The organism is Luteococcus sediminum, assembly GCF_054783495.1.
Map to the genome: position 1 here is coordinate 45,849 of NZ_BAAGQL010000021.1, position 18,049 is coordinate 63,897.

Sequence of the window (18,049 nt, forward strand, 5' to 3'; positions counted from 1 at the left end):
CCGCACGCTTCCTCGCTGCCCTGCCTGTGAGGCTGTCCACAGCCTGACTCGTCCACAGGGCCGCAGGTCGGCTGACCAGAACGGGGCCGCGGTCTCCACGCTCTTGGCATGACGATGCTTGTGAACCGCCGCGCCGCCGCCGAGGCCGGGACGCGGCCCGGCCATGCCGCAGGTCCCGGACGCACCGCGCCCCTGCTGGTCTCGCGCGACCCGATGACCATCGAGAGCACCCTGGCGGCCGGCAGCGCCTGCGGTGTGGAACCGTCGGTGCTGCGCGAACCGACCCAGGTGCGCGCCGCCTGGCGCAGTGCCAGCAGTGTCCTGGTGGGGGTGGAGATGGCCGCCCTGGTGGAGGGGCTGCAACTGGAGCCACGCCCAGGCGTGCACCTGGTGGGGCGCGAGGCCACCGAACTGCTGCACTGGTCGGCGCGGCTGCAGGCCGCGGTGCTGTTGCTGGGCGAGCAGACCGGCCAGCTGGTGCAGGTGCTGCGGCAGGGAGACCAGGCCGACGGCGACGCCCTGGTGGTGCGCCTGGTGGGCGGCTCGGGTGGGCTGGGGGTGAGCACCCTGTGCTGTGCGCTGGCCCAGCAGGCCGCGGAGCGGGGAATGGCCGCGGCCGTCGTGGAACTCGACCCCACCGGCGGCGGGCTCGACCTGGTCTTCGGGGCCGAGACCGCCCCGGGCTGGCGCTGGCGCGACCTGCGCCAGGCCGCCGGGCACGTCGACAGCCTGGTGGGACGACTACCGAATGTGTCGGGGGTGGACATCGTCGCCCACACCCGCGGGGAACTGGCCGCACCCACTGGTTCGGGTGGGCCGCCGGGTGGATCGCCCGGCCGGGTGCTCCCGGCGGAGGAGGCAGTGCGCGCGGTCGTGGGTTCGCTGGCTCGCACCCACGACATCGTCGTGCTCGACCAGGGCGCCGGGGACGGGGGATGGAGCCAGCACTGGCCCGGGCAACGGCAGGTGCTGCTGTGCGGGGCCGACGTGCGCGGCGTCGTGGCGGCGCGCTCCCGGGCGGCCAGCCTGGGCCTGCACGACGTGGAGCTGGTGGTGCGCACCGGGGCGGCTCGACGCATTGCCCCCGAGCTGGTCGCCGACACGCTGGGCATTGCCCTGCTGGGCAGCATCGGCGACGACCGGTCGGTGACCCGGGCCGTCGAGCAGGGTGTGCCGGTGGGCCGGGGCCGCCGGGGCTATGCCCGCCAGGTGGCCGGCCTGCTCAACCTGGTGGTGCCGTGATGGCGGCCCTGGAAGCGGAGGAGCTGGAACTGGTCCGGATGCGGCTGGCAGCACTGGAGCGCCCCCATGAACCGGGCGACGTCGCCCAGGCGATGCGCTCCCTCGGGTTGGTCGTCTCCGACCAGCTGGTGCTGCACACCTGCGAGGACCTGCGGCGCACCAGCATCGGGGCCGGGCCGCTGGAGGACCTGCTGCACGAACCGGGCGTCACCGACGTGCTGGTCAACGGCCCCGCCCAGGTCTTCGTCGACCGCGGACACGGGCTGGAGGCGGCGGCGGTGCGCTTCGACTCCGACGAACAGGTGCGGCGGCTGGCGGTGCGCCTGGCCGCCTCGGTGGGGCGGCGCCTGGACGAGGCCAGCCCCTGCGTCGATGCGCGACTGGCCGACGGCACGCGCGTGCATGCCGTCCTCGGCTCGATTGCCGATCCCGGCACCTGCCTGTCCCTGCGGGTGCCGGCGCGACGCAGCCTGCCGCTCGAGAAGTGGGTGGCCAGCGGGTCGATGGGGCCGGAATGTGCCGACTTGCTGCGCGCGGTCATCGCGACCCGCACCGCCTTCCTGGTCAGTGGCGGCACGGGCAGCGGGAAGACCACCCTGCTGGCCAGCCTGCTCTCGTTGGTTCCCGACGACCAGCGCCTGTTGGTGGTGGAGGACTCCCGCGAGCTCTCCCCGCAGCATCCGCACTGCGTGCGACTCGAGGCCCGCCAGCCCAATGCCGAAGGGGTCGGCGAGGTGAGCCTGACCCACCTGGTGCGCCAGGCCCTGCGGATGCGCCCCGACCGGCTGGTGCTGGGCGAGGTGCGCGGCGCGGAACTCTGCGACCTGCTCACCGCACTGAACACCGGCCACGAGGGCGGCTGCGGCACCGTGCACGCCAACTCGGTCATCGACGTCCCCGCGCGCCTGGAAGCCCTGGCCGCCCTGGGCGGGATGGGGCGCGAGGCCTGCCACGCCCAGGTGGCCTCCGCGCTGCGGCTCGTGGTGCACGTGCGGCGAGGGGAGTCGGGCCGGCGCGGGGTCTCCCAGATCGGCATCGTGCAGCGCGGGCCGGACGGGATCGAGGTGGGCGAGGCCGTCGCCTTCACCGCCGACGGGCGGCCCAGGGCCGGTCAGTGCTGGTCTGCACTCGCCCGGATTCTGGGGATCGACGACGCCCCCACCGGTTGGCGGTGGGCACGATGACCGCCCTCGTGGTGCTGCTGGGCATGATCGCCGCCTGGCTGGCCGTCGGCCCCCGGCCCCAGGCCCGCTGGCAGGATCCCGTCGCGCACCCCGCTGGTGTCCAGCGCAGACGGGCCCCCGGGCTGTCGGTGGCTGCGGTCCTCTGCCTGGTCTTGCCCGTCGGGGTCGGCGTGGTGATCGTCGGACTGCGCGGGGCGCTGTGGGGGATCGCGCTGGGAGCAGTGCTGGCGACCGGCACGGTGCTGTGGGCCGGTCACCGTCGCACCCGGCTGCGACGCTCGAATGCCGAGGACGTCGCGGCCGCGACCCGCACCGTTGCCGGGCAGCTGCGCATCGGGGCGGTGCCCTCGCAGGCGCTGGCGCGCGCGGCACGGATGAGCCGCTGCATGGAACGCCCGGCCGCCACCCAGGCGATCGGCGGCGACGTCACCCAGGCCCTGCGCCAGGCCGGGGCCGAACCCGGCCGCGAGGGGCTCGTCAGCCTGGCCCGGGCCTGGGAGCTGAGCGAACGCACCGGGGCGCCCGTCTCGGCACTGGCCTGGCAGGTGAGCGAACAGGTGCGTCATGATCGTGAGACCGAACGGGTGGTCAACGGCGAGCTGGCCGGCCCGCGCGCCACCGCCCGGATCCTCGCCTTCCTTCCCCTGGTGGGGATCGCCATGGGCATGGTCTCCGGTGGAGACCCCGTCGGATTCCTGACCGGAACCATTCCTGGACTGGCCTGCCTGGCGTCCGGGGTGGCTCTGGCCTGTGCCGGAGTGGTGTGGACCGAGCACATGGCCGATGCCGCGAGCAGGGGCTGAGATGGCTACGGCCCTGATCTGTGCCCTCGCAGTCGCGCTGGCCGCCTGGCTGCTGGTGCCCAGCCACGACCGTCGCCTCGAGGCCCTCCAGCCACGTCCGCGCCCTGCAGCGGCGAGGCGCGAGGTCCAGGCCCGTGAACTCCTGACCGGAGCGGCTGCTGGAGCGATCGTCCTGGCGATCCTGCCCGGCGCCACCGGCCTGCTCCTGGCCCCCATCGGTGCCGTCACCGGAGTGCTGGTGGCGATGCGGCTCGAGCCAGCCTCCCGCAGACGCCTGCGGGAGGAGACGGAGCGAGAGCTGTCCGAGACACTGGCCCTGCTGGCAGCAGCACTCGAAGCCGGTTCGCCCTTGCGCCAGGCAGTCGCGGCAGTCGCCTCCTTCTCGCCGCCTGCCACGGCTCGCGTCCTGGGGCAGGTGGATGCGCAGGTCTCCATCGGCCTGGTGGAACAGGAGGCTTGGCAGTCCTTGGCCGATGACCCGGTCTGGGGTCCGGTGGCGCGCGACCTGGCCACGGCCAGCCAGACCGGCAGCGCCGTGGTCGAGGTGTTGCGCGAGCACGCCACCGAGGCGCGCTCCCGACGCCACGACGCCCGCCTGGTGCGGGCCAGGACCATGGGGGTGCGCTCGGTGCTGCCCCTGATGGCCTGTTTCCTGCCCGCCTTCCTGCTCACCGGCGTCGTGCCGGTCGTCGCAGGACTCGTGGGCGCCATCGGCCTGAAGTGACCCGCGGGTGACACGACAGGGCCCGTTCCCGCCGACATCTGGCGGGGCGGGGCCCTGTCGTGCCGCCGAGCCGTTCGGGCGATGTCGAGGTGCACAGGCAGAGGCAGTCCCTCCCATCACGACTGTCCACAGCTCGTCGCCATCGAGGATTCATCCACAGGCGCGGATCGGGCTGATCGAAGAGCGGCTCCCATCCCCACACTCCTGGTGAACCCGGAGAGAACCGGGTCACCCGACGAAAGGACCGGACATGTCCGCCACCATCATCACCACCGAGCCCATCACCACCGAGCCCATCACCACCGAGCCCATCACCACCGAGCCCATCACCACCGAGCCCATCACCACCGAGCCCATCACCACCGAGCCCATCACCACCGAGCCCATCACCACCGAGCCCATCACCACTGACCTGGCCGCCGACGTCGACTTCGCGGCACCGTTGGCGCCCAGCGCGGTGCTCGTGCCGAGCCCCCGGCGCGCTGCCCTGCGCCGCACCTGCCAGCGCGGCATGGTCACCGCCGAGTACGCCGTGGGCATCCTGGCGGCGATCGCGCTGGCCATGGTGCTGGTCAACGTCTTCAAGGACGGCACCTTCAAGGCGGAGATGCTCGTACAGGTGACCAAGCTGATCGGCCAGATCGGCGCCCAGATCAAGTGACGCGACCACGGCGTGGCGGTGGCGGGGTGCCGGCATCGTCCGGCGCCCCGCCACCGCCCACGTCTGCCGCCTCACCACAGTCCACCCCGTGCACCTCACGCGACAGGATCAAAAGATGGATCACGCGAACCCGCAAACGGCCACCAGCCGGTGCTCCCCACACTGCAGGCGCGCAGGCGACCAGCGCGGCATGGTCACCGCCGAGCTCGCCGTCGGACTGCTCGCGGTGGGCATGGTGCTCACCCTGTGTTGCTGGGTGCTGACCCTGGTGGTCGTCCAGACCCGCTGCGAGGACACCGCCTCGCAGGTGGCACGCCAGCTCGCCCGCGGAGACACGGCCGCAGCCCGGCAGGCCGAGCACCGGGCGCCGAAGGGCTCCGAGATCACCCGACGATCGGCCTCCGGCACCGTGACCGTCAAGGTCCAGGTGGAGCGCAGCCTGGGCTCCATCGGGCCGGTGCAGCTCAGCGGCGATGCCACCGCCGACCTCGAACCCGGGGTCACGGCATGAGGAGGCAGGTCACCGGACAGGTGACCCGCGGCCACGACGAACGAGGTGCCGGAACGGTGGTCAGTGCCGGCCTGTGTCTGGCCCTGTGTGGCTTGATGCTGCTCGGGGTCTGGGTCGTCGGCTGGATCGGGAGCGTGCACCGGGTGCGGGCCGCCGCCGACCTGTCGGCGCTGGCCGGAGCCCAGGCCGGAGGCGGCGGCAAGGACGCCTGTACTGCCGCCCGCCAAGCTGCCCGGCGCAACCACGCCGAAGTCCGCAATTGCCGTGTGGTTGGACATCCCGACGATTTGCGGGTCACAGTGGAGGTGCGCACCCAGTTGCTGCCACGCCTTCCCGGAGGGGCCCACTGGACGCAGGCCCAGGCCCATGCTGGCCACCTGTCCGAGGAGTGAACGCGCACGGGAAATGCGGGGTCGATGCCCCGGGGTGGTTATCGTGGCGCTGGAGGCAGCGGATCGGCGGGAACCGGGGGGAACTCATGCAATCAGTCGCAGACATCCATGGCTTGTACCACTTGGACCTGGCCCACAGCGCCCTGTCCTTCCAGGTGAAGCATGCCGGACTGATCAAGATCCGCGGCACCTTCGACCAGTTCCAGGGATACGCGCTCATCGACTGCGACGACCTTGCCCATTCGGCCCTGATGGTCACCATCAGCACCTCCAGCGTCAACACCGGCGTGCCCGACCGCGACGCCCACCTGCGCACCTCCGACTTCCTCGACGTGCAGTCCTACCCGGCGATCACCTACGTCGCCACCAGCTTCGAGATCCTCGACGACAGCCACGTGCGCATCGAGGGAGACCTCACCGTCAAGGACACCACCCGCACCTTGGAGCTGGTCTTCGAGTGGACTGGAGGCTCCACCGACCCCTTCGGCAATGAGCGGATCGGGTTCCAGGCGTGCAGCCAGATCCGGCGCTCCGACTACGGCCTCACCTACAACGCCGCACTGGAGACCGGCGGCTGGCTGATCAGCGACGAGGTATGGATCGAGGTGGAGGCCTCCGCGGTCAAGAAGTCCGACCAGACCCCCGCCCTCGACGAGCAGGAGCGCGGCGCCACGATCGACGAAGGCCAGTTCGTCGTGGTGGCCCACACCCAGCGGCCCCGCCGGGCGCTCCCGGACGGTCAAGGGGCCGAGCAGTCGGGAGACGAGCCGGTCACGGGAGGTCCTCGTCGCTGCGCACCCGTCGAGCAGGAGCCGATCCCGAACCGTCCTCGTCGCTCCGCATCCGTCGACGAGCCCGCCGCGGCAGCACCGCAGGGGCAGCGGCTGGGACGCCTGGGCGCCTTGCTGCGACGTCACAGCCGGTGACCGCCCCACGACCCCTTGCCACGGCCACTGCGCGGGAAAGTGTCACAGCGGGCTCCTAGGCTCGCAGCATGATCACCACCATCGCAGTGAAGGGCTTTCGCAGCCTGCGAGATCTGGTCGTTCCCCTTGGACGGGTCACCCTGGTCACCGGTGCCAATGGCGTGGGCAAGTCGAGTCTCTACCGCTCCCTGGAACTGTTGTCCGGCACTGCCAACGGTGCGCTGGTGCCGTCACTGGCCCGGCAGGGTGGGCTGGCCAGTGTCCTGTGGGCAGGGCCTGAGGTGATCAGCAAGGCCATGCGCGACGGCGAGGTTCCCGTGCAGGGCAAGGCCAAGAGGTTGGAGCCGGTCAGCCTGGGGCTCGGCTTCGCCAGCGACGAGCTCGGCTACCTCATCGACATCGGCCTGCCCACCCCCAGGCGGACCATGTTCACCAATGATCCCGAAATCAAGCGCGAAGTGGTCTTCTCCGGGCCCCTCATGCGTCCGGCCAGCACGCTGGCACGGAGAAGGCGCTCCGTCGTCGAGGTGCGCCACCACCGCTGGCAGCAGGTGATGGAGGGGCTGCCCGAGCAGTTCAGCATGCTCAACGAGCTCGCCGATCCCGAGCAGTACCCCGAACTGCTCGCGGTGCGTCGCCAGGTACGCGGCTGGCGCTTCTACGATGCCTTCCGCACCGATCCCGCCGCCCCGGCCCGGCAGTCCCAGGTGAAGACCTGGACCCCCGTGATGGCCGCCGACGGATCCGACCTCGTACCCGCACTGCAGACCATCCTCGAATCCGCCCATGCCGAGAACCTCGGATCTGCCGTCGCCGCTGCCTTCCCCGGCGGTCACGTCTACGTCGAGGAGAACGGCACCCGGCTCGACCTGCGCTTCGAACAGCACGGGCTGTTGCGCCCGCTGACCGCCGAGGACCTCTCCGACGGGACCCTGCGCTTCCTGTTGCTGGCCGCCGCCCTGCTCAGCCCCCGCCCACCGGGCCTGCTGGTGCTCAACGAGCCCGAGACCAGCCTCCACCCGTCGATGCTGCCCGCCCTGTGCCGGATGGTGGTGGAGGCCAGCCGTCGCAGCCAAGTGGTAGTCGTCTCCCACTCCACCGCCCTGGCCGCGGGGCTCCGCGAGGCCCTCGGTGACGAGTTGGAGCACCACGAACTGGTCAAGGACCTCGGCGAGACGCTGGTGGCGGGCCGGGGGGTCTTCGACCGGCCCCTGTGGGACTGGGGGAGCCGTTAGACCGAGTCCCCCAAGCCGACAGGGGCAAGCCGGCAGGGCAGCTCAGGCGCAGAAGTCGTCGATCCCCAGCAGCGAGGCCATCAGGCGACGGGCCGCGTCGCGGTCGAGCACCTGGTTGGCGTTGCCGCACTTGGGGCTGACGATGCAGCGCGGGCAGCCACCCTCGCAGGTGCACTGCTCCAGCCGTTCCAGCGTGGCCAGCGCCCATTCCTCGGCGCGCTCGTAGCCGCGATCGGCGAAACCCGCCCCGCCGGGGTGGCCGTCGTGGACGATGATGGTGCAGCAGTTCGTGTCGGGGTGCAGGATCGTCGAGACGCCGCCGATGTCCCACCGGTCGCAGGGCGCGAACATGGGCAGCAGGCCGATGGCGCAGTGTTCGGCCGCGTGGGCGGCGCCGGCCAGTTGCACGGCGTCGAGCCCCATCCGCTGCACCAGCTCGCTGGGCAGCGTCCACCACATCGCCCGGGTGCGCAGCACGTGCTCGTCCATCTCCAGCGGCGTCTGGTCCCACACCTCGCCGGTCTGCTCGTCTCGGCGCAGGTAGCCGATGACCTGTTCGGTGATCTCCACCTCGCCGCGGTGCACCATGCCGTGGCCGAAGGTGCGCGAGTCCGTGGTGGCGAGGATCCTCACCTCGGACAGGCTCTTGGGCTGGGTGAAGTAGCCGGGGCTCTCGGCGTGCACCAGCGCCTGCAACTGGTCGGGCTGGTACTCGTCGACCACCCACTGTTCGCCCAGATGCAGGTAGACCGCGCCGGGGTGCACGGTGCGGTCGGCGGCACCGCGCTCCACCTGGCCGACGACGCGTCCGGTGTCGGCCTCGACGATGTCGAGCGGCCGCCCGCCCAGCGAGCGCAGGTCGATTGAGTCGACCGCGCGTTCGGGACGGGTCCAGAACCAGCCGGTGGGGCGGCGGCGCAGCAGCTGCTGCCGGACCAGCTGGTCGGCCAGCGCCGCCAGTCGCGGTCCGAACCAGCGCTCGTCGGTCTCGGTGAGCGCCATCTCCTGCGCCGCGGCGCACAGGTGTGGGCCGAGCACATAGGGGTTGTCGGGGTGCAGCACGGTGGTCTCCACCGGCGCCTCGAAGATCAGCTCGGGATGCTCGAACAGGTAGGTGTCCAGCGGGTCCTCGCGGGCCATCAGCACCACCAGGGCGTCGCGCTCGCCGCGGCCCGCCCGCCCGGCCTGCTGCCACAGCGCGGCCAAGGTGCCGGGGAAGCCGCAGATCACCACGGCATCCATCCCGGCCACGTCGATGCCCAGCTCCAGCGCATTGGTGGCTGCCACACCCCGCAGCCGTCCCGAGGACAGGGCCCCTTCGATGCCGCGGCGGTCGGTGGCCAGATAACCGGATCGGTAGGAGGCGATCCGTCCCCCGGAGTCGACCCGGTCCTGGGCGCGCAGGGCGATCAGCTCGGCCATGGTGCGGCTGGCGACGAAGGTGATCACCTGCCGGCCCTCGTCCACCAGCCGCGCCATCACCTGGGCGGCATCGTGCGGGGCGGTGTCGGCGGGCCGCCACAGCACCACGTCGCGGGCGGCGTGCGGGGAACCGTCCTCGGAGACAACCTCGACGTGGTCCTCGCCGATCAGCCGTCCGCCCGCCTCGCCTGCATTGGTGGCGGTGGCCGAGGCGAGCACGAAGACCGGGTCTGCGCCGTAGCTTCGGCACAGCCTCCGTAGGCGACGGATCACGGCGGCCACGTGGGCGCCGAAGACACCCCGGTAGCGGTGCGCCTCGTCGATCACCACATAGCGAAGGCTGCCCAGGAAGGCGGCCCAGCGGGAGTGGTTGGGCAGCACCGAGCGGTGCAGCATGTCGGGATTGGTGAGCACGAAGCTGGCAAAGTCGCGGGCGAAGCGGCGCTCCTGGGTGTCGGAATCACCATCCAGGCAGGTGACCTTCCACCCGTCGGGGCCGAGCTCGGTGGCGCTGCGCAGCTGGTCGTGGGCAAGGGCCTTGGTGGGGGCCAGGTAGAGGGCGGTGTGCTTGCGCCGCACCAGCCGGGCGCGCACCGACTCCACCGGCCGGCCCAACACCCCGTCCTCGACGGCGGTGGCGGCCATCACCGGCAGCAGGTAGGCCAGCGTCTTGCCCGAGGCCGTCGAGGTGCAGATCGCGGCGTGGCGGCCGGCGAAGACGTGCTCGGCGAGCACGGCCTGGTGGCTCCACAGGCGGGCCACCCCGCGGGCCTCGATCGAGGCACGCACCGGTTCGGGCAGCCAGGCGGGCCACTCGGTGGTGCGCCCGGCACTGGCGGGCCGGTGGTGCACGTGCACCACCTCGTCACCCGTCATCCACGCTGGAAGAGCCATGGGTCTCAGGATGCCACGCAGCACTGACACGGCGACGGCCCGCGCCGCCCGTGGGTGGGGCGCGGGCCGGTGTCGGTGCCGGCGGTGGGCTCAGCGACGAGCAGCCGCCCAGGGCGCCGTCGAACCAGGAGGCGCGGTCGTCGGGCAGCACGCCGGCACGGTTGCGGGCCACGCCGATGCCGTTGGTGAGCGCGTTGGTGTCCCTCTGGTCGTTCATGCGGTTGCCACTGGTCTCGCCCAGGCGCCAGGAGTGGGTGGGTTGGCTGCTCAGCACGGCCTTGGTCCAGGTCTCGGAGGGTGTGGTCGGGGCGGCGGTGATGGTGGGCTTCAGTTCGGTACCGCCCTCGAGCGGGCCCTGCTGGCCAGGGGCGATGCGGGACGGGCGAAGCGCGCCAGGCCCTGCTGGGCGGTGCCGGTGGCCTGATAGGTGAAGGCCTGGGCGTACTTGAACGTGGTGCTGTTGACCTGCGGGAAGGAGTTGATGTTGTCGCAGTGGTGGTGATGGCTGGCGACGTAGACCAGGCCGTGGCCCGCGGCGGCGGAGTAGGAGTCGCCGTGGCAGTCGGCCATCCAGGCCAGGGCGCCGGTGCCGGGTTCGATCAGGGCGGCCCCTTCGAACTGGCCCGACAGGTAGCTGTAGCCGGTGGCGATGATGTTTCGGCCGTCGGTGCCAAGGCTGTAGATGCCGGCATTGGTGCCGGAATTGTGCACGACCTGGTTGAAGTCCCAGCGCTGGACGTTGCCGTCGGTTGCCGAGAGGGCGGCGCTGCCGCGCCGGGTGGTGCCGTTGACGAGGTTGAAGTTGCCGCCGATGTGGACGGCGTCGTCGGTGACGGCGATGGCGTCCACGGTGGCGTTGATGGTGGGGCGAAGCCGGGCACGACGGCTCCGGTGGCGATGTCGATCGCGGCGAGGCGGTAGCGGGTCTGGCCGGCGATGCTGGTGAAGGAGCCGCCGACGTAGAGCCGACTGCCGTCGGACGACAGGGCCAGCGCCTTGACGGTGGCGTTGGTGTCGAACCTCAGCTCGCTGCGCAGCTCGCCGGTGACCAGGTCATAGGCCAGCAGGTTGGCGCGCGGGGTCAGCTGGGTGCCGGGCGCGGCGCCGGCGGGGCGGGCATTGGCGAAGTCGCCGCCGATGAAGACGGTCGTGCCGGCGATCACCTGGGTGTAGGCGACCCCGTCAATCTGGGTGGTGGGCAGGGCATCGGCGGTGACGCCGTCGGTCTCGGCACGGTCCACGACGCGGTAGTCGGCAGGGTTGGCCTGCGCCGGCGCGGCCAGAGGCCCCATGGCAGCGGCCAGGGCCAGAACGGTGGTGGACACGCAGGTGCGCAGGCGTGCTGACATGGTTCTCCCCGAGCTCGTGCCCAGGGGGACGTGCGAGGTGCCCCCTGCACCTCGCTCGGGATCGAAGATAGCCCAGTCAGGTGTCCCACAGTTTTCGTGGAGGAGACGGGGTGGCGGGTTGTCGCGGCGGGGCGGGGGGACGGATCCTGTGTTTCCGCAGGGGTCGCGCCGTCTGGCCCGCCACCTGGGGATGGCCTGAGCGGACTCTTGGCCCGTGCCGGGGACGGGCCGCCGGGTGGCATGACCGTCCCCCGGTCCTCGCCTGGACCTTTCAGGCCAGCCGCAGGATCCGCGACTCCCACGGCTCCAGCCGTGCCGGATCCTGGCCCTCATGGGTGCCGAGCAGCAGCTCCGCCCCCTGGCTCGACGGCAGGCCCTCCGCAGGAATCTCCACCCCTTGTGAGGAGCAGTTGGCCAGCACCAGCAGGCGCTCGCCGCCGTCCAGGGTGCGGGTGAAGGCCCACAGCTGCGGATGGTCGGCCAGCAGCAGCTCGAAGCGGCCCTCTCGCACCACCTCCACCTCATGGCGCAGCGCGATCAGGCGCCGGTAGTGGTTGAAGACCGAGCCGGGGTCGTCGTACTGGGCCTGGGCGTTGATCTCGGTGTGGTTCGGGTTGACCGCGAGCCACGGCCTCGCGGTGGTGAAGCTGGCCTGGTCCTCGTCGCTCCACTGCACCGGCGTGCGCGCGTTGTCGCGGCTCTTGGCGCGCAGCGAGCGCAGCACCTCGTCCTCGGACTGCCCTGCAGCGGTCGCGAGGCGGTGGTGGTTGAGGCTCTCCACGTCCTGGAAGTCGTCGATGGAGGTGAAGGGGAAGTTGGTCATGCCCAGTTCCTCGCCCTGGTAGACGTAGGGCGTTCCCTTGTGCAGGTGCAGCACGGTCGCCAGGGTCTTGGCCGAGGCCACCCGGTGCTCGGGGGAGTCGTCCCCGAAGCGCGAGACGGGACGCGGCTGGTCGTGGTTGCCGAAGTAGAGCGAGTTCCAGCCGGCCTCGGCCAGGCCCTCCTGCCAGGTGGCCAGGTTCTCCTTGAGCCTGGGCAGTTCCAGCTCGGCCAGGTTCCACTTGGCGCCGTCGGAGTCGAGGTCCATGTGCTCGAAGGTGAAGACCATCGACAGTTCGTCGCGGGCAGGGTCGGTGACGCGGCGCGCCACCTCCAGCGTGGCGCCGGGCATCTCGCCGACCGTGAGCAGGTGCTGCTCGGTGAGGCCGACGGCCTGGTTCATCTCGTGCAGGAACTCGTCCAGCCGCGGGCCGTTGGCGATCTGCTCGAAGCTGGCCGCTCCGGGTGCGACGGCCCCGCCCCGGGTGAGGCCCTCGGGCTTGGAGATGAGGTTGATGACGTCCATCCGGAAACCGTCGACGCCGCGCTCGATCCACCAGCGCATCATCTGGTGCACCGCCTGGCGCACCTGGGGGTTCTCCCAGTTGAGGTCGGGCTGGCCGTGGCTGAACATGCTCAGGTAGTACTCGCCGCTGGTCTGGTCGAAGAACCAGGCCGACGGCGCGAAGGCGGCAGCACTGTCGTCGGGTTCCGCGCCGGGCTCGCCAGGGGTCATGCCCTCGCGCGCGGGACGCCACCAGTACCAGTCGCGCTTGGGCGAGTTGGGGTCGCGGGACTCGACGAACCAGGGGTGCTCGTGCGAGGTGTGGTTCACCACCAGGTCCATCACGAGCTTCATGCCCCGCGAGTGCAGTCCCTCGAGCAGCTCGTCGAGGTCGGCCAGCGTGCCGAAGGTCGGATCGATGTCGGTGTAGTCGCTGATGTCGTAGCCGTTGTCGACCATGGGGGAGCGGTAGACGGGGGAGAGCCACAGCACGTCGACACACAGGCGCTGCAGGTGGTCGAGCCGGCTGGTGATGCCGGGGATGTCGCCGATGCCGTCGCCGTCGCTGTCCTGGAAGGAGCGCGGGTAGACTTGGTAGACGACGGCGGAGCGCCACCAGTCTTGGGGGCGGGCCTGGGTGTCGATGGTGGGCATGGGATTCCTCTCGTGCTGCTGGATGTTTCGACCCTAGCTGTCGCCACGGGGTGGGCTCCGGGCTGCGCTGCCGTCGCCAGCCCGATCGCAGGTCCGGGCGCTCCCTGAACCTCGGGGCGTCTCCCGGACGCTGCAACGTCCGGGTCGTGCTCCTCGTTTCAGGGTGCGGTGACGAGCGTCGGGGTGCGCGCAGTTGCCGTCGCCCACCCCACCCGGGGACGATGGGCGCATGCTCACCCCCGACCAGATCGAGTCCCTGCGCCAGGCGCTGGTGGCTGCCCACTACACCGTCGACGAGGTGGTGGAGCGCATCGGCGAGGCCGGGCAGGCAGGTCTGGGGCGCAATTCCACCATTCCCGCGCTCGACATCCTCGGTGACGCCACCGATCCGCAGGCCACGCTGGTGCGGCTGTGGCCGCTGCAGCGACCCGTCGCCCGTGCCGATGCCGCGGCGGCGCTCCCACTCGACGACCTGGTGGCGGCAGGCCTGCTGCGCCTCGACGGCAACCAGGTACTGGCCGAGGTGGACATCCGGCCCTATGGCTCGCCCGACGACGGTGCCTCGGGCTGGGTGGTCAGCGACCTGTCGCCCGGCCTCGACCAGATGGTCACCCGCACCCGTCCCGACTACGTGCTGGGCGTCTCACCGGCCTCCACCTCGCTGGCGCAGATGACGATGCGCACCCCGGTGGGCAGCGCCCTCGACCTGGGTACCGGCTGCGGCGTGCAGAGCCTGCATCTGCTGCAGCACGCCGAGCAGGTGGTGGCCACCGACGTCAACCCGCGCGCGCTCGAGCTGGCCCGGCTGACGGCGGCCCTCAACCGGGCCAGCGTCGACATCCGCGACGGCTCCCTCTACGAGCCGGTGGCCGGCGAGACCTTCGACCTGATCGTCACCAACCCGCCCTATGTGATGAGCCCGCCCAGCACCGACGGCGAGCGTCTGGTCTACCGCGAGGGCTCCTTCGCCGGCGACGGGCTGGTGGAGGCCGTCGTGAAGGGGGCACCCGCCCACCTCAATCCGGGCGGTTCGCTGCAGGTGCTGGGAAACTGGGCGATCGTCGAGGGCCAGCCGTGGCAGGGGCGGGTCGCGGGCTGGGCCGCCGGCAGCGACTGTGACGTGTGGGTGGTGGAGCGCGAACGGCTCGACATCTACGACTACATCGAGGTCTGGCTGACCGATGCCGGACTGGCCGGCAGCCCCGAGTGGGAGCAGCGCTACCGCGAGTGGCTCGACTACTTCAAGGGGCTGGGGATCGTCGGGGTCGGGATGGGCTGGATCACACTCACCCGCGCGCTTCGCCCCACGCCCGACGTGCAGGTGGAGAGCTGGCCGCACGCCATCGCCCAGCCCGTCGGACAGGCGCTGGCCGAGCACCAGTCCTGTGTCACGCATGCCCTGCTGGGTGACAACGAGCTGCTGGCGGGCCACTGGCGGCTGGCCGAGCACGTCGACCAGGAGACGATCGGGGAGCCGGGCGCCGAGGACCCGCGCCACATCGTGCTGCGCAGTTCGGCGGGGCTTCGCCGCGCCATGGAGGTGGACACGGTGCTCGGCGGCGTCCTGGGTGCCTGCGACGGGGATCTCTCGCTGGGGCAGATCATCGAGGCGATCGCGGTGCTGCTGGAGGCCGATCCGCAGGCGGTGCGGGCCGAGGTGTTGCCGAAGCTTCGCCAGGCCCTGCGCGACGGCCTGCTGGTGGCCGCCTGAGGGCACACTCGCACGGGACGGGACCGTGCTGTGCGGGGGTGTGGATAGCATGTGCCCCAATGGCCCCGGCAGGACTGCCGAGACCGAGGCCCTCATCACCGAGGTGTCCGCACCACCGCACACTCCCGACCCAGAGGTATGGTCCCCATGTCTTCAGCCCCCCGCCGTCTCGTGATCGTCGAGTCGCCCACCAAGGCGACCAAGATCGGGAGCTATCTGGGCGACGGCTACATCGTGGAGTCCTCCCGCGGCCACGTCCGCGACCTTCCCGGTGGCGCCTCCGAGGTGCCGGCCAAGTACAAGGGTGAGAAGTGGGCGCGCACCGGCGTGAACGTCGACGGCGACTTCGAGCCGCTCTACGTGGTGCAGGCCGACAAGAAGGCCACGATCCGCAAGCTGAAGGACGACCTGAAGGGCGTCGACGAACTGCTGCTGGCCACCGATGGTGACCGCGAGGGCGAGGCCATCGCCTGGCACCTGCTGCAGGAGCTGAAGCCGAAGGTGCCGGTCAAGCGGATGGTCTTCCACGAGATCACCCAGCAGGCCATCACCGAGGCCGTCGAGAACACCCGCGACCTGGACCTCGACCTGGTCGACGCCCAGGAGACCCGCCGCATCCTCGACCGCCTCTACGGCTTCGAGGTGAGCCCGGTGCTGTGGAAGAAGGTGAAGCCGCGCCTGTCGGCCGGCCGCGTGCAGTCGGTGGCCACCCGCCTGGTGGTGGACCGCGAGCGCGAGCGCATCGCCTTCCGCGCCGCCTCCTACTGGGACCTGGAGGCCATCCTCGATGCCGGCGAACAGGCCGAGCCGCGCCAGTTCAGCGCCCGGCTGGCCACCGTCGACGGTCACAAGGTGGCCGCGGGCCGCGACTTCGACGCCTCTGCACAGTTGACGGCCAAGGGTGCGGTGGCGCTGGACGAGACCGCCGCGAAGGCCCTGTCGAAGGGCCTGGAGCAGGCCGGCTACCGCGTCGTCTCGGTCGAGTCGCGTCCCTACACCCGCAAACCCTATGCGCCCTTCCGCACCACCACGATGCAGCAGGAGGCCGGCCGCAAGCTCGGCATGAGCGCGCAGGTGGCGATGAGCGTGGCGCAGCAGCTCTACGAGGGCGGCTACATCACCTACATGCGTACCGACTCGGTGCAGCTGTCGAGCCAGGCGATCACTGCCGCACGCAGCCAGGCCGAGCAGCTCTTCGGCGCCGACCACGTGCCCGACAAGCCGCGCATCTACTCCTCCAAGGTGAAGAACGCGCAGGAGGCGCACGAGGCGATCCGTCCCGCCGGCGACTCCTTCCGCACCCCCGCCCAGACGGGGCTGCGCGGCGACCAGTTCCGCCTCTACGAGCTGATCTGGATGCGCACCATCGCCTCGCAGATGGCCGACGCCCGGGGCAACACGGTCACGGTGCGGATCGAGGCCACCCCCGGCCAGCCGATCACCATCGACGGCGGCACCAGCGGCCTGCAGCAGGTCTCGGGGGCTGGCTTCGTCGCCAGCGGCCGCGTGATCACCTTCCACGGCTTCCTCAAGGCCTACGTGGAGGGCAATGACGACGTCGAGGAGAAGTCCGACGACGCCCAGGCGCGCCTGCCGAAGCTCGCCGAGGGCGCGGCCCTGGAGGCGGCGAAGGTCAATGCGGCCGGCCACGAGACCCGTCCGCCGGCCCGTTACACCGAGCCGAGCCTGGTGGCCAAGCTCGAGGAGCTGGAGATCGGCCGCCCGTCCACCTATGCGTCGATCATCCGCACCATCACCAGCCGCGACTACGTCTTCAAGAAGGGCTCGGCGCTGGTGCCCACCTGGCTGGCCTTCAGTGTCACCCGCCTGCTGGAGGAGCACTTCCCGAAGCTGGTCGACTACCAGTTCACTGCCTCCATGGAGGGTGACCTGGACGAGGTCGCCAAGGGCAACATGAAGCGGCTGCAGGTGCTCAACCAGTTCTACTTCGGCAGCGAGGAGCGTCCCGACGACGTCGAGACCCCCACCCCCGACGGCCACGAGGGCCTGTACCAGCTGGTCAACCACCTGGGCGACATCGACGCCCGTGGGCTGTCGACCTTCCCGATCGGCGACATCGACGACGGCATCTACGTGCGGGTGGGCCGCTATGGCACCTATGTGGAGGGCGAGGACGAGAAGCGCGCCTCGGTGGCCGACGACCTGCCGCCCGACGAACTGACCGTCGAGCTGGCCCGCGAGCTGCTGAGCAAGCCGATGGGCGAGGAACGGGAGCTGGGAATGGACCCCGAGACCCACACCATGATCGTGGCCCGCAATGGCCGCTTCGGTCCCTATGTCACCGAGGTGCTGGGCGAGGACGTGCCCACCAGGGGCAGGAATGCGGTCAAGCCGCGCACCGGCAGCCTGTTCAAGACGATGACCGTCGAGGACGTCACCCTGGAGCAGGCGCTGCGCCTGATCAACCTGCCGCGCGTGGTGGGCACCGACGCCGAGGGCGTCGAGATCACCGCCCAGAACGGCCGCTACGGCCCCTACCTGAAGAAGGGCACGGACTCGCGTTCGCTGACCAGCGAGGAGCAGATCTTCGACATCACGCTGGACGAGGCGCTGGCGATCTATGCCCAGCCCAAGCAGCGGGGCCGGGCGGCCGCGAAGCCGCCGCTGAAGGAGCTCGGCAATGACCCGGTCAGCGGCACCCCGGTGCTGGTGAAGGACGGCCGCTTCGGGCCCTATGTCACCGACGGCGAGTACAACGCGACGCTGGGCCGCGACGACTCGGTGGAGGAGATCACGCTGGAGCGCGCCGCCGAGCTGCTGGCCGAGAAGCGCGCCAAGGGACCGGCGAAGAAGGCCACGCGCAAGAAGACCACGGCCAAGAAGACGACCGCGAAGAAGACGACGGCCAAGAAGGCCACCGCCACCAAGACGGCCGCCACGAAGACCGCCACCAAGACCACCGCGAAGAAGACCGCGAAGAAGACCACCACCAAGACCACCGCGAAGAAGACCACCGCGAAGGCCGCTGCCACGACCCCTGACGCGAGCTGATCCGC

15 protein-coding genes are annotated in these 18,049 nt (G+C 71.1%); 11 read left to right on the forward strand and 4 right to left on the reverse strand.

The window, feature by feature from the left end; all coding sequences use genetic code 11:
- Positions 1 to 108: 108 nt before the first annotated feature.
- The 9 genes from ssd (at position 109) to ACYVKA_RS11775 (ending at position 7,678) form a co-directional block, all read left to right on the forward strand.
- The gene (gene ssd / locus ACYVKA_RS11735; protein WP_460705611.1) at positions 109 to 1,242 is read left to right on the forward strand and encodes a septum site-determining protein Ssd; all 1,134 of its coding nucleotides are present in this window, start codon (positions 109 to 111) and stop codon (positions 1,240 to 1,242) included.
- An 8-nt stretch (positions 1,243 to 1,250) separates the two neighbouring features.
- Complete coding sequence (locus tag ACYVKA_RS11740; RefSeq protein WP_460705790.1) at positions 1,251 to 2,426, forward strand: TadA family conjugal transfer-associated ATPase; 1,176 nt, start codon at positions 1,251 to 1,253, stop codon at positions 2,424 to 2,426.
- On the forward strand, positions 2,423 to 3,229 hold the full coding sequence (locus ACYVKA_RS11745) for a type II secretion system F family protein (RefSeq protein WP_394276050.1): 807 nt from the start codon (positions 2,423 to 2,425) through the stop codon (positions 3,227 to 3,229). Before ACYVKA_RS11740 ends, ACYVKA_RS11745 begins: the two co-directional genes overlap by 4 nt.
- 1 nt (position 3,230) lies before the next feature.
- Positions 3,231 to 3,953: a type II secretion system F family protein gene (locus ACYVKA_RS11750; protein WP_460705613.1), complete on the forward strand. Its 723-nt coding sequence runs from the start codon at positions 3,231 to 3,233 to the stop codon at positions 3,951 to 3,953.
- A 250-nt stretch (positions 3,954 to 4,203) separates the two neighbouring features.
- Positions 4,204 to 4,614, forward strand: coding sequence for a DUF4244 domain-containing protein (locus ACYVKA_RS11755; RefSeq protein WP_460705615.1), 411 nt, complete (start codon positions 4,204 to 4,206; stop codon positions 4,612 to 4,614).
- 190 nt (positions 4,615 to 4,804) lie between these two features.
- Positions 4,805 to 5,125 carry a TadE family type IV pilus minor pilin gene (locus ACYVKA_RS11760; protein WP_394276053.1) on the forward strand — a complete coding sequence of 107 codons (321 nt, stop codon included), beginning with the start codon at positions 4,805 to 4,807 and terminating at the stop codon, positions 5,123 to 5,125.
- On the forward strand, positions 5,122 to 5,517 hold the full coding sequence (locus ACYVKA_RS11765; RefSeq protein ID WP_460705617.1) for an Rv3654c family TadE-like protein: 396 nt from the start codon (positions 5,122 to 5,124) through the stop codon (positions 5,515 to 5,517). Before ACYVKA_RS11760 ends, ACYVKA_RS11765 begins: the two co-directional genes overlap by 4 nt.
- Before the next feature lie 113 nt (positions 5,518 to 5,630).
- A complete protein-coding gene (locus ACYVKA_RS11770) occupies positions 5,631 to 6,443 on the forward strand; it encodes a YceI family protein (RefSeq protein WP_460705619.1) in 813 nt (270 codons plus the stop codon).
- A gap of 68 nt (positions 6,444 to 6,511) precedes the next feature.
- Positions 6,512 to 7,678, forward strand: coding sequence for an AAA family ATPase (locus ACYVKA_RS11775; RefSeq protein WP_460705621.1), 1,167 nt, complete (start codon positions 6,512 to 6,514; stop codon positions 7,676 to 7,678).
- Positions 7,679 to 7,720: 42 nt separating this feature from the next.
- Here the strand turns inward: ACYVKA_RS11775 and ACYVKA_RS11780 are convergent, their stop codons facing one another.
- The 4 genes from ACYVKA_RS11780 to ACYVKA_RS11795 all read right to left on the reverse strand — a co-directional run bounded on the left by ACYVKA_RS11780 (position 7,721) and on the right by ACYVKA_RS11795 (position 13,321).
- The gene (locus ACYVKA_RS11780; RefSeq protein WP_460705623.1) at positions 7,721 to 9,994 is read right to left on the reverse strand and encodes a DEAD/DEAH box helicase; all 2,274 of its coding nucleotides are present in this window, start codon (positions 9,992 to 9,994) and stop codon (positions 7,721 to 7,723) included.
- On the reverse strand, positions 9,966 to 10,268 hold the full coding sequence (locus ACYVKA_RS11785; protein WP_460705625.1) for a hypothetical protein: 303 nt from the start codon (positions 10,266 to 10,268) through the stop codon (positions 9,966 to 9,968). The genes ACYVKA_RS11780 and ACYVKA_RS11785 overlap by 29 nt, the downstream gene beginning before the upstream one ends.
- 53 nt (positions 10,269 to 10,321) lie before the next feature.
- On the reverse strand, positions 10,322 to 10,843 hold the full coding sequence (locus ACYVKA_RS11790; RefSeq protein ID WP_460705627.1) for a hypothetical protein: 522 nt from the start codon (positions 10,841 to 10,843) through the stop codon (positions 10,322 to 10,324).
- A gap of 771 nt (positions 10,844 to 11,614) precedes the next feature.
- Complete coding sequence (locus ACYVKA_RS11795) at positions 11,615 to 13,321, reverse strand: alpha-glucosidase (protein WP_460705629.1); 1,707 nt, start codon at positions 13,319 to 13,321, stop codon at positions 11,615 to 11,617.
- Positions 13,322 to 13,550: 229 nt separating this feature from the next.
- Between ACYVKA_RS11795 and ACYVKA_RS11800 the strand changes: the two genes are divergently transcribed.
- Both ACYVKA_RS11800 and topA read left to right on the forward strand, forming a co-directional pair.
- Positions 13,551 to 15,032 carry a DUF7059 domain-containing protein gene (locus ACYVKA_RS11800; protein ID WP_460705631.1) on the forward strand — a complete coding sequence of 494 codons (1,482 nt, stop codon included), beginning with the start codon at positions 13,551 to 13,553 and terminating at the stop codon, positions 15,030 to 15,032.
- A gap of 147 nt (positions 15,033 to 15,179) precedes the next feature.
- A complete protein-coding gene (gene topA / locus ACYVKA_RS11805) occupies positions 15,180 to 18,044 on the forward strand; it encodes a type I DNA topoisomerase (RefSeq protein ID WP_460705633.1) in 2,865 nt (954 codons plus the stop codon).
- Positions 18,045 to 18,049: the final 5 nt, after the last annotated feature.

What these genes read in the sequence shown, in the direction of transcription:
- ACYVKA_RS11760 (WP_394276053.1), top strand. Translation starts at nt 4,805, where the DNA reads ATGGTCACCGCCGAGCTCGCCGTCGGACTGCTCGCGGTGGGCATGGTG.
- ACYVKA_RS11765 (WP_460705617.1), top strand. Translation starts at nt 5,122, where the DNA reads ATGAGGAGGCAGGTCACCGGACAGGTGACCCGCGGCCACGACGAACGA.
- topA (WP_460705633.1), top strand. Translation starts at nt 15,180, where the DNA reads ATGTCTTCAGCCCCCCGCCGTCTCGTGATCGTCGAGTCGCCCACCAAG.
- ACYVKA_RS11745 (WP_394276050.1), top strand. Translation starts at nt 2,423, where the DNA reads ATGACCGCCCTCGTGGTGCTGCTGGGCATGATCGCCGCCTGGCTGGCC.
- ACYVKA_RS11800 (WP_460705631.1), top strand. Translation starts at nt 13,551, where the DNA reads ATGCTCACCCCCGACCAGATCGAGTCCCTGCGCCAGGCGCTGGTGGCT.
- ACYVKA_RS11780 (WP_460705623.1), bottom strand. Translation starts at nt 9,994, where the DNA reads ATGGCTCTTCCAGCGTGGATGACGGGTGACGAGGTGGTGCACGTGCAC.
- ssd (WP_460705611.1), top strand. Translation starts at nt 109, where the DNA reads ATGACGATGCTTGTGAACCGCCGCGCCGCCGCCGAGGCCGGGACGCGG.
- ACYVKA_RS11775 (WP_460705621.1), top strand. Translation starts at nt 6,512, where the DNA reads ATGATCACCACCATCGCAGTGAAGGGCTTTCGCAGCCTGCGAGATCTG.
- ACYVKA_RS11795 (WP_460705629.1), bottom strand. Translation starts at nt 13,321, where the DNA reads ATGCCCACCATCGACACCCAGGCCCGCCCCCAAGACTGGTGGCGCTCC.
- ACYVKA_RS11755 (WP_460705615.1), top strand. Translation starts at nt 4,204, where the DNA reads ATGTCCGCCACCATCATCACCACCGAGCCCATCACCACCGAGCCCATC.
- ACYVKA_RS11750 (WP_460705613.1), top strand. Translation starts at nt 3,231, where the DNA reads ATGGCTACGGCCCTGATCTGTGCCCTCGCAGTCGCGCTGGCCGCCTGG.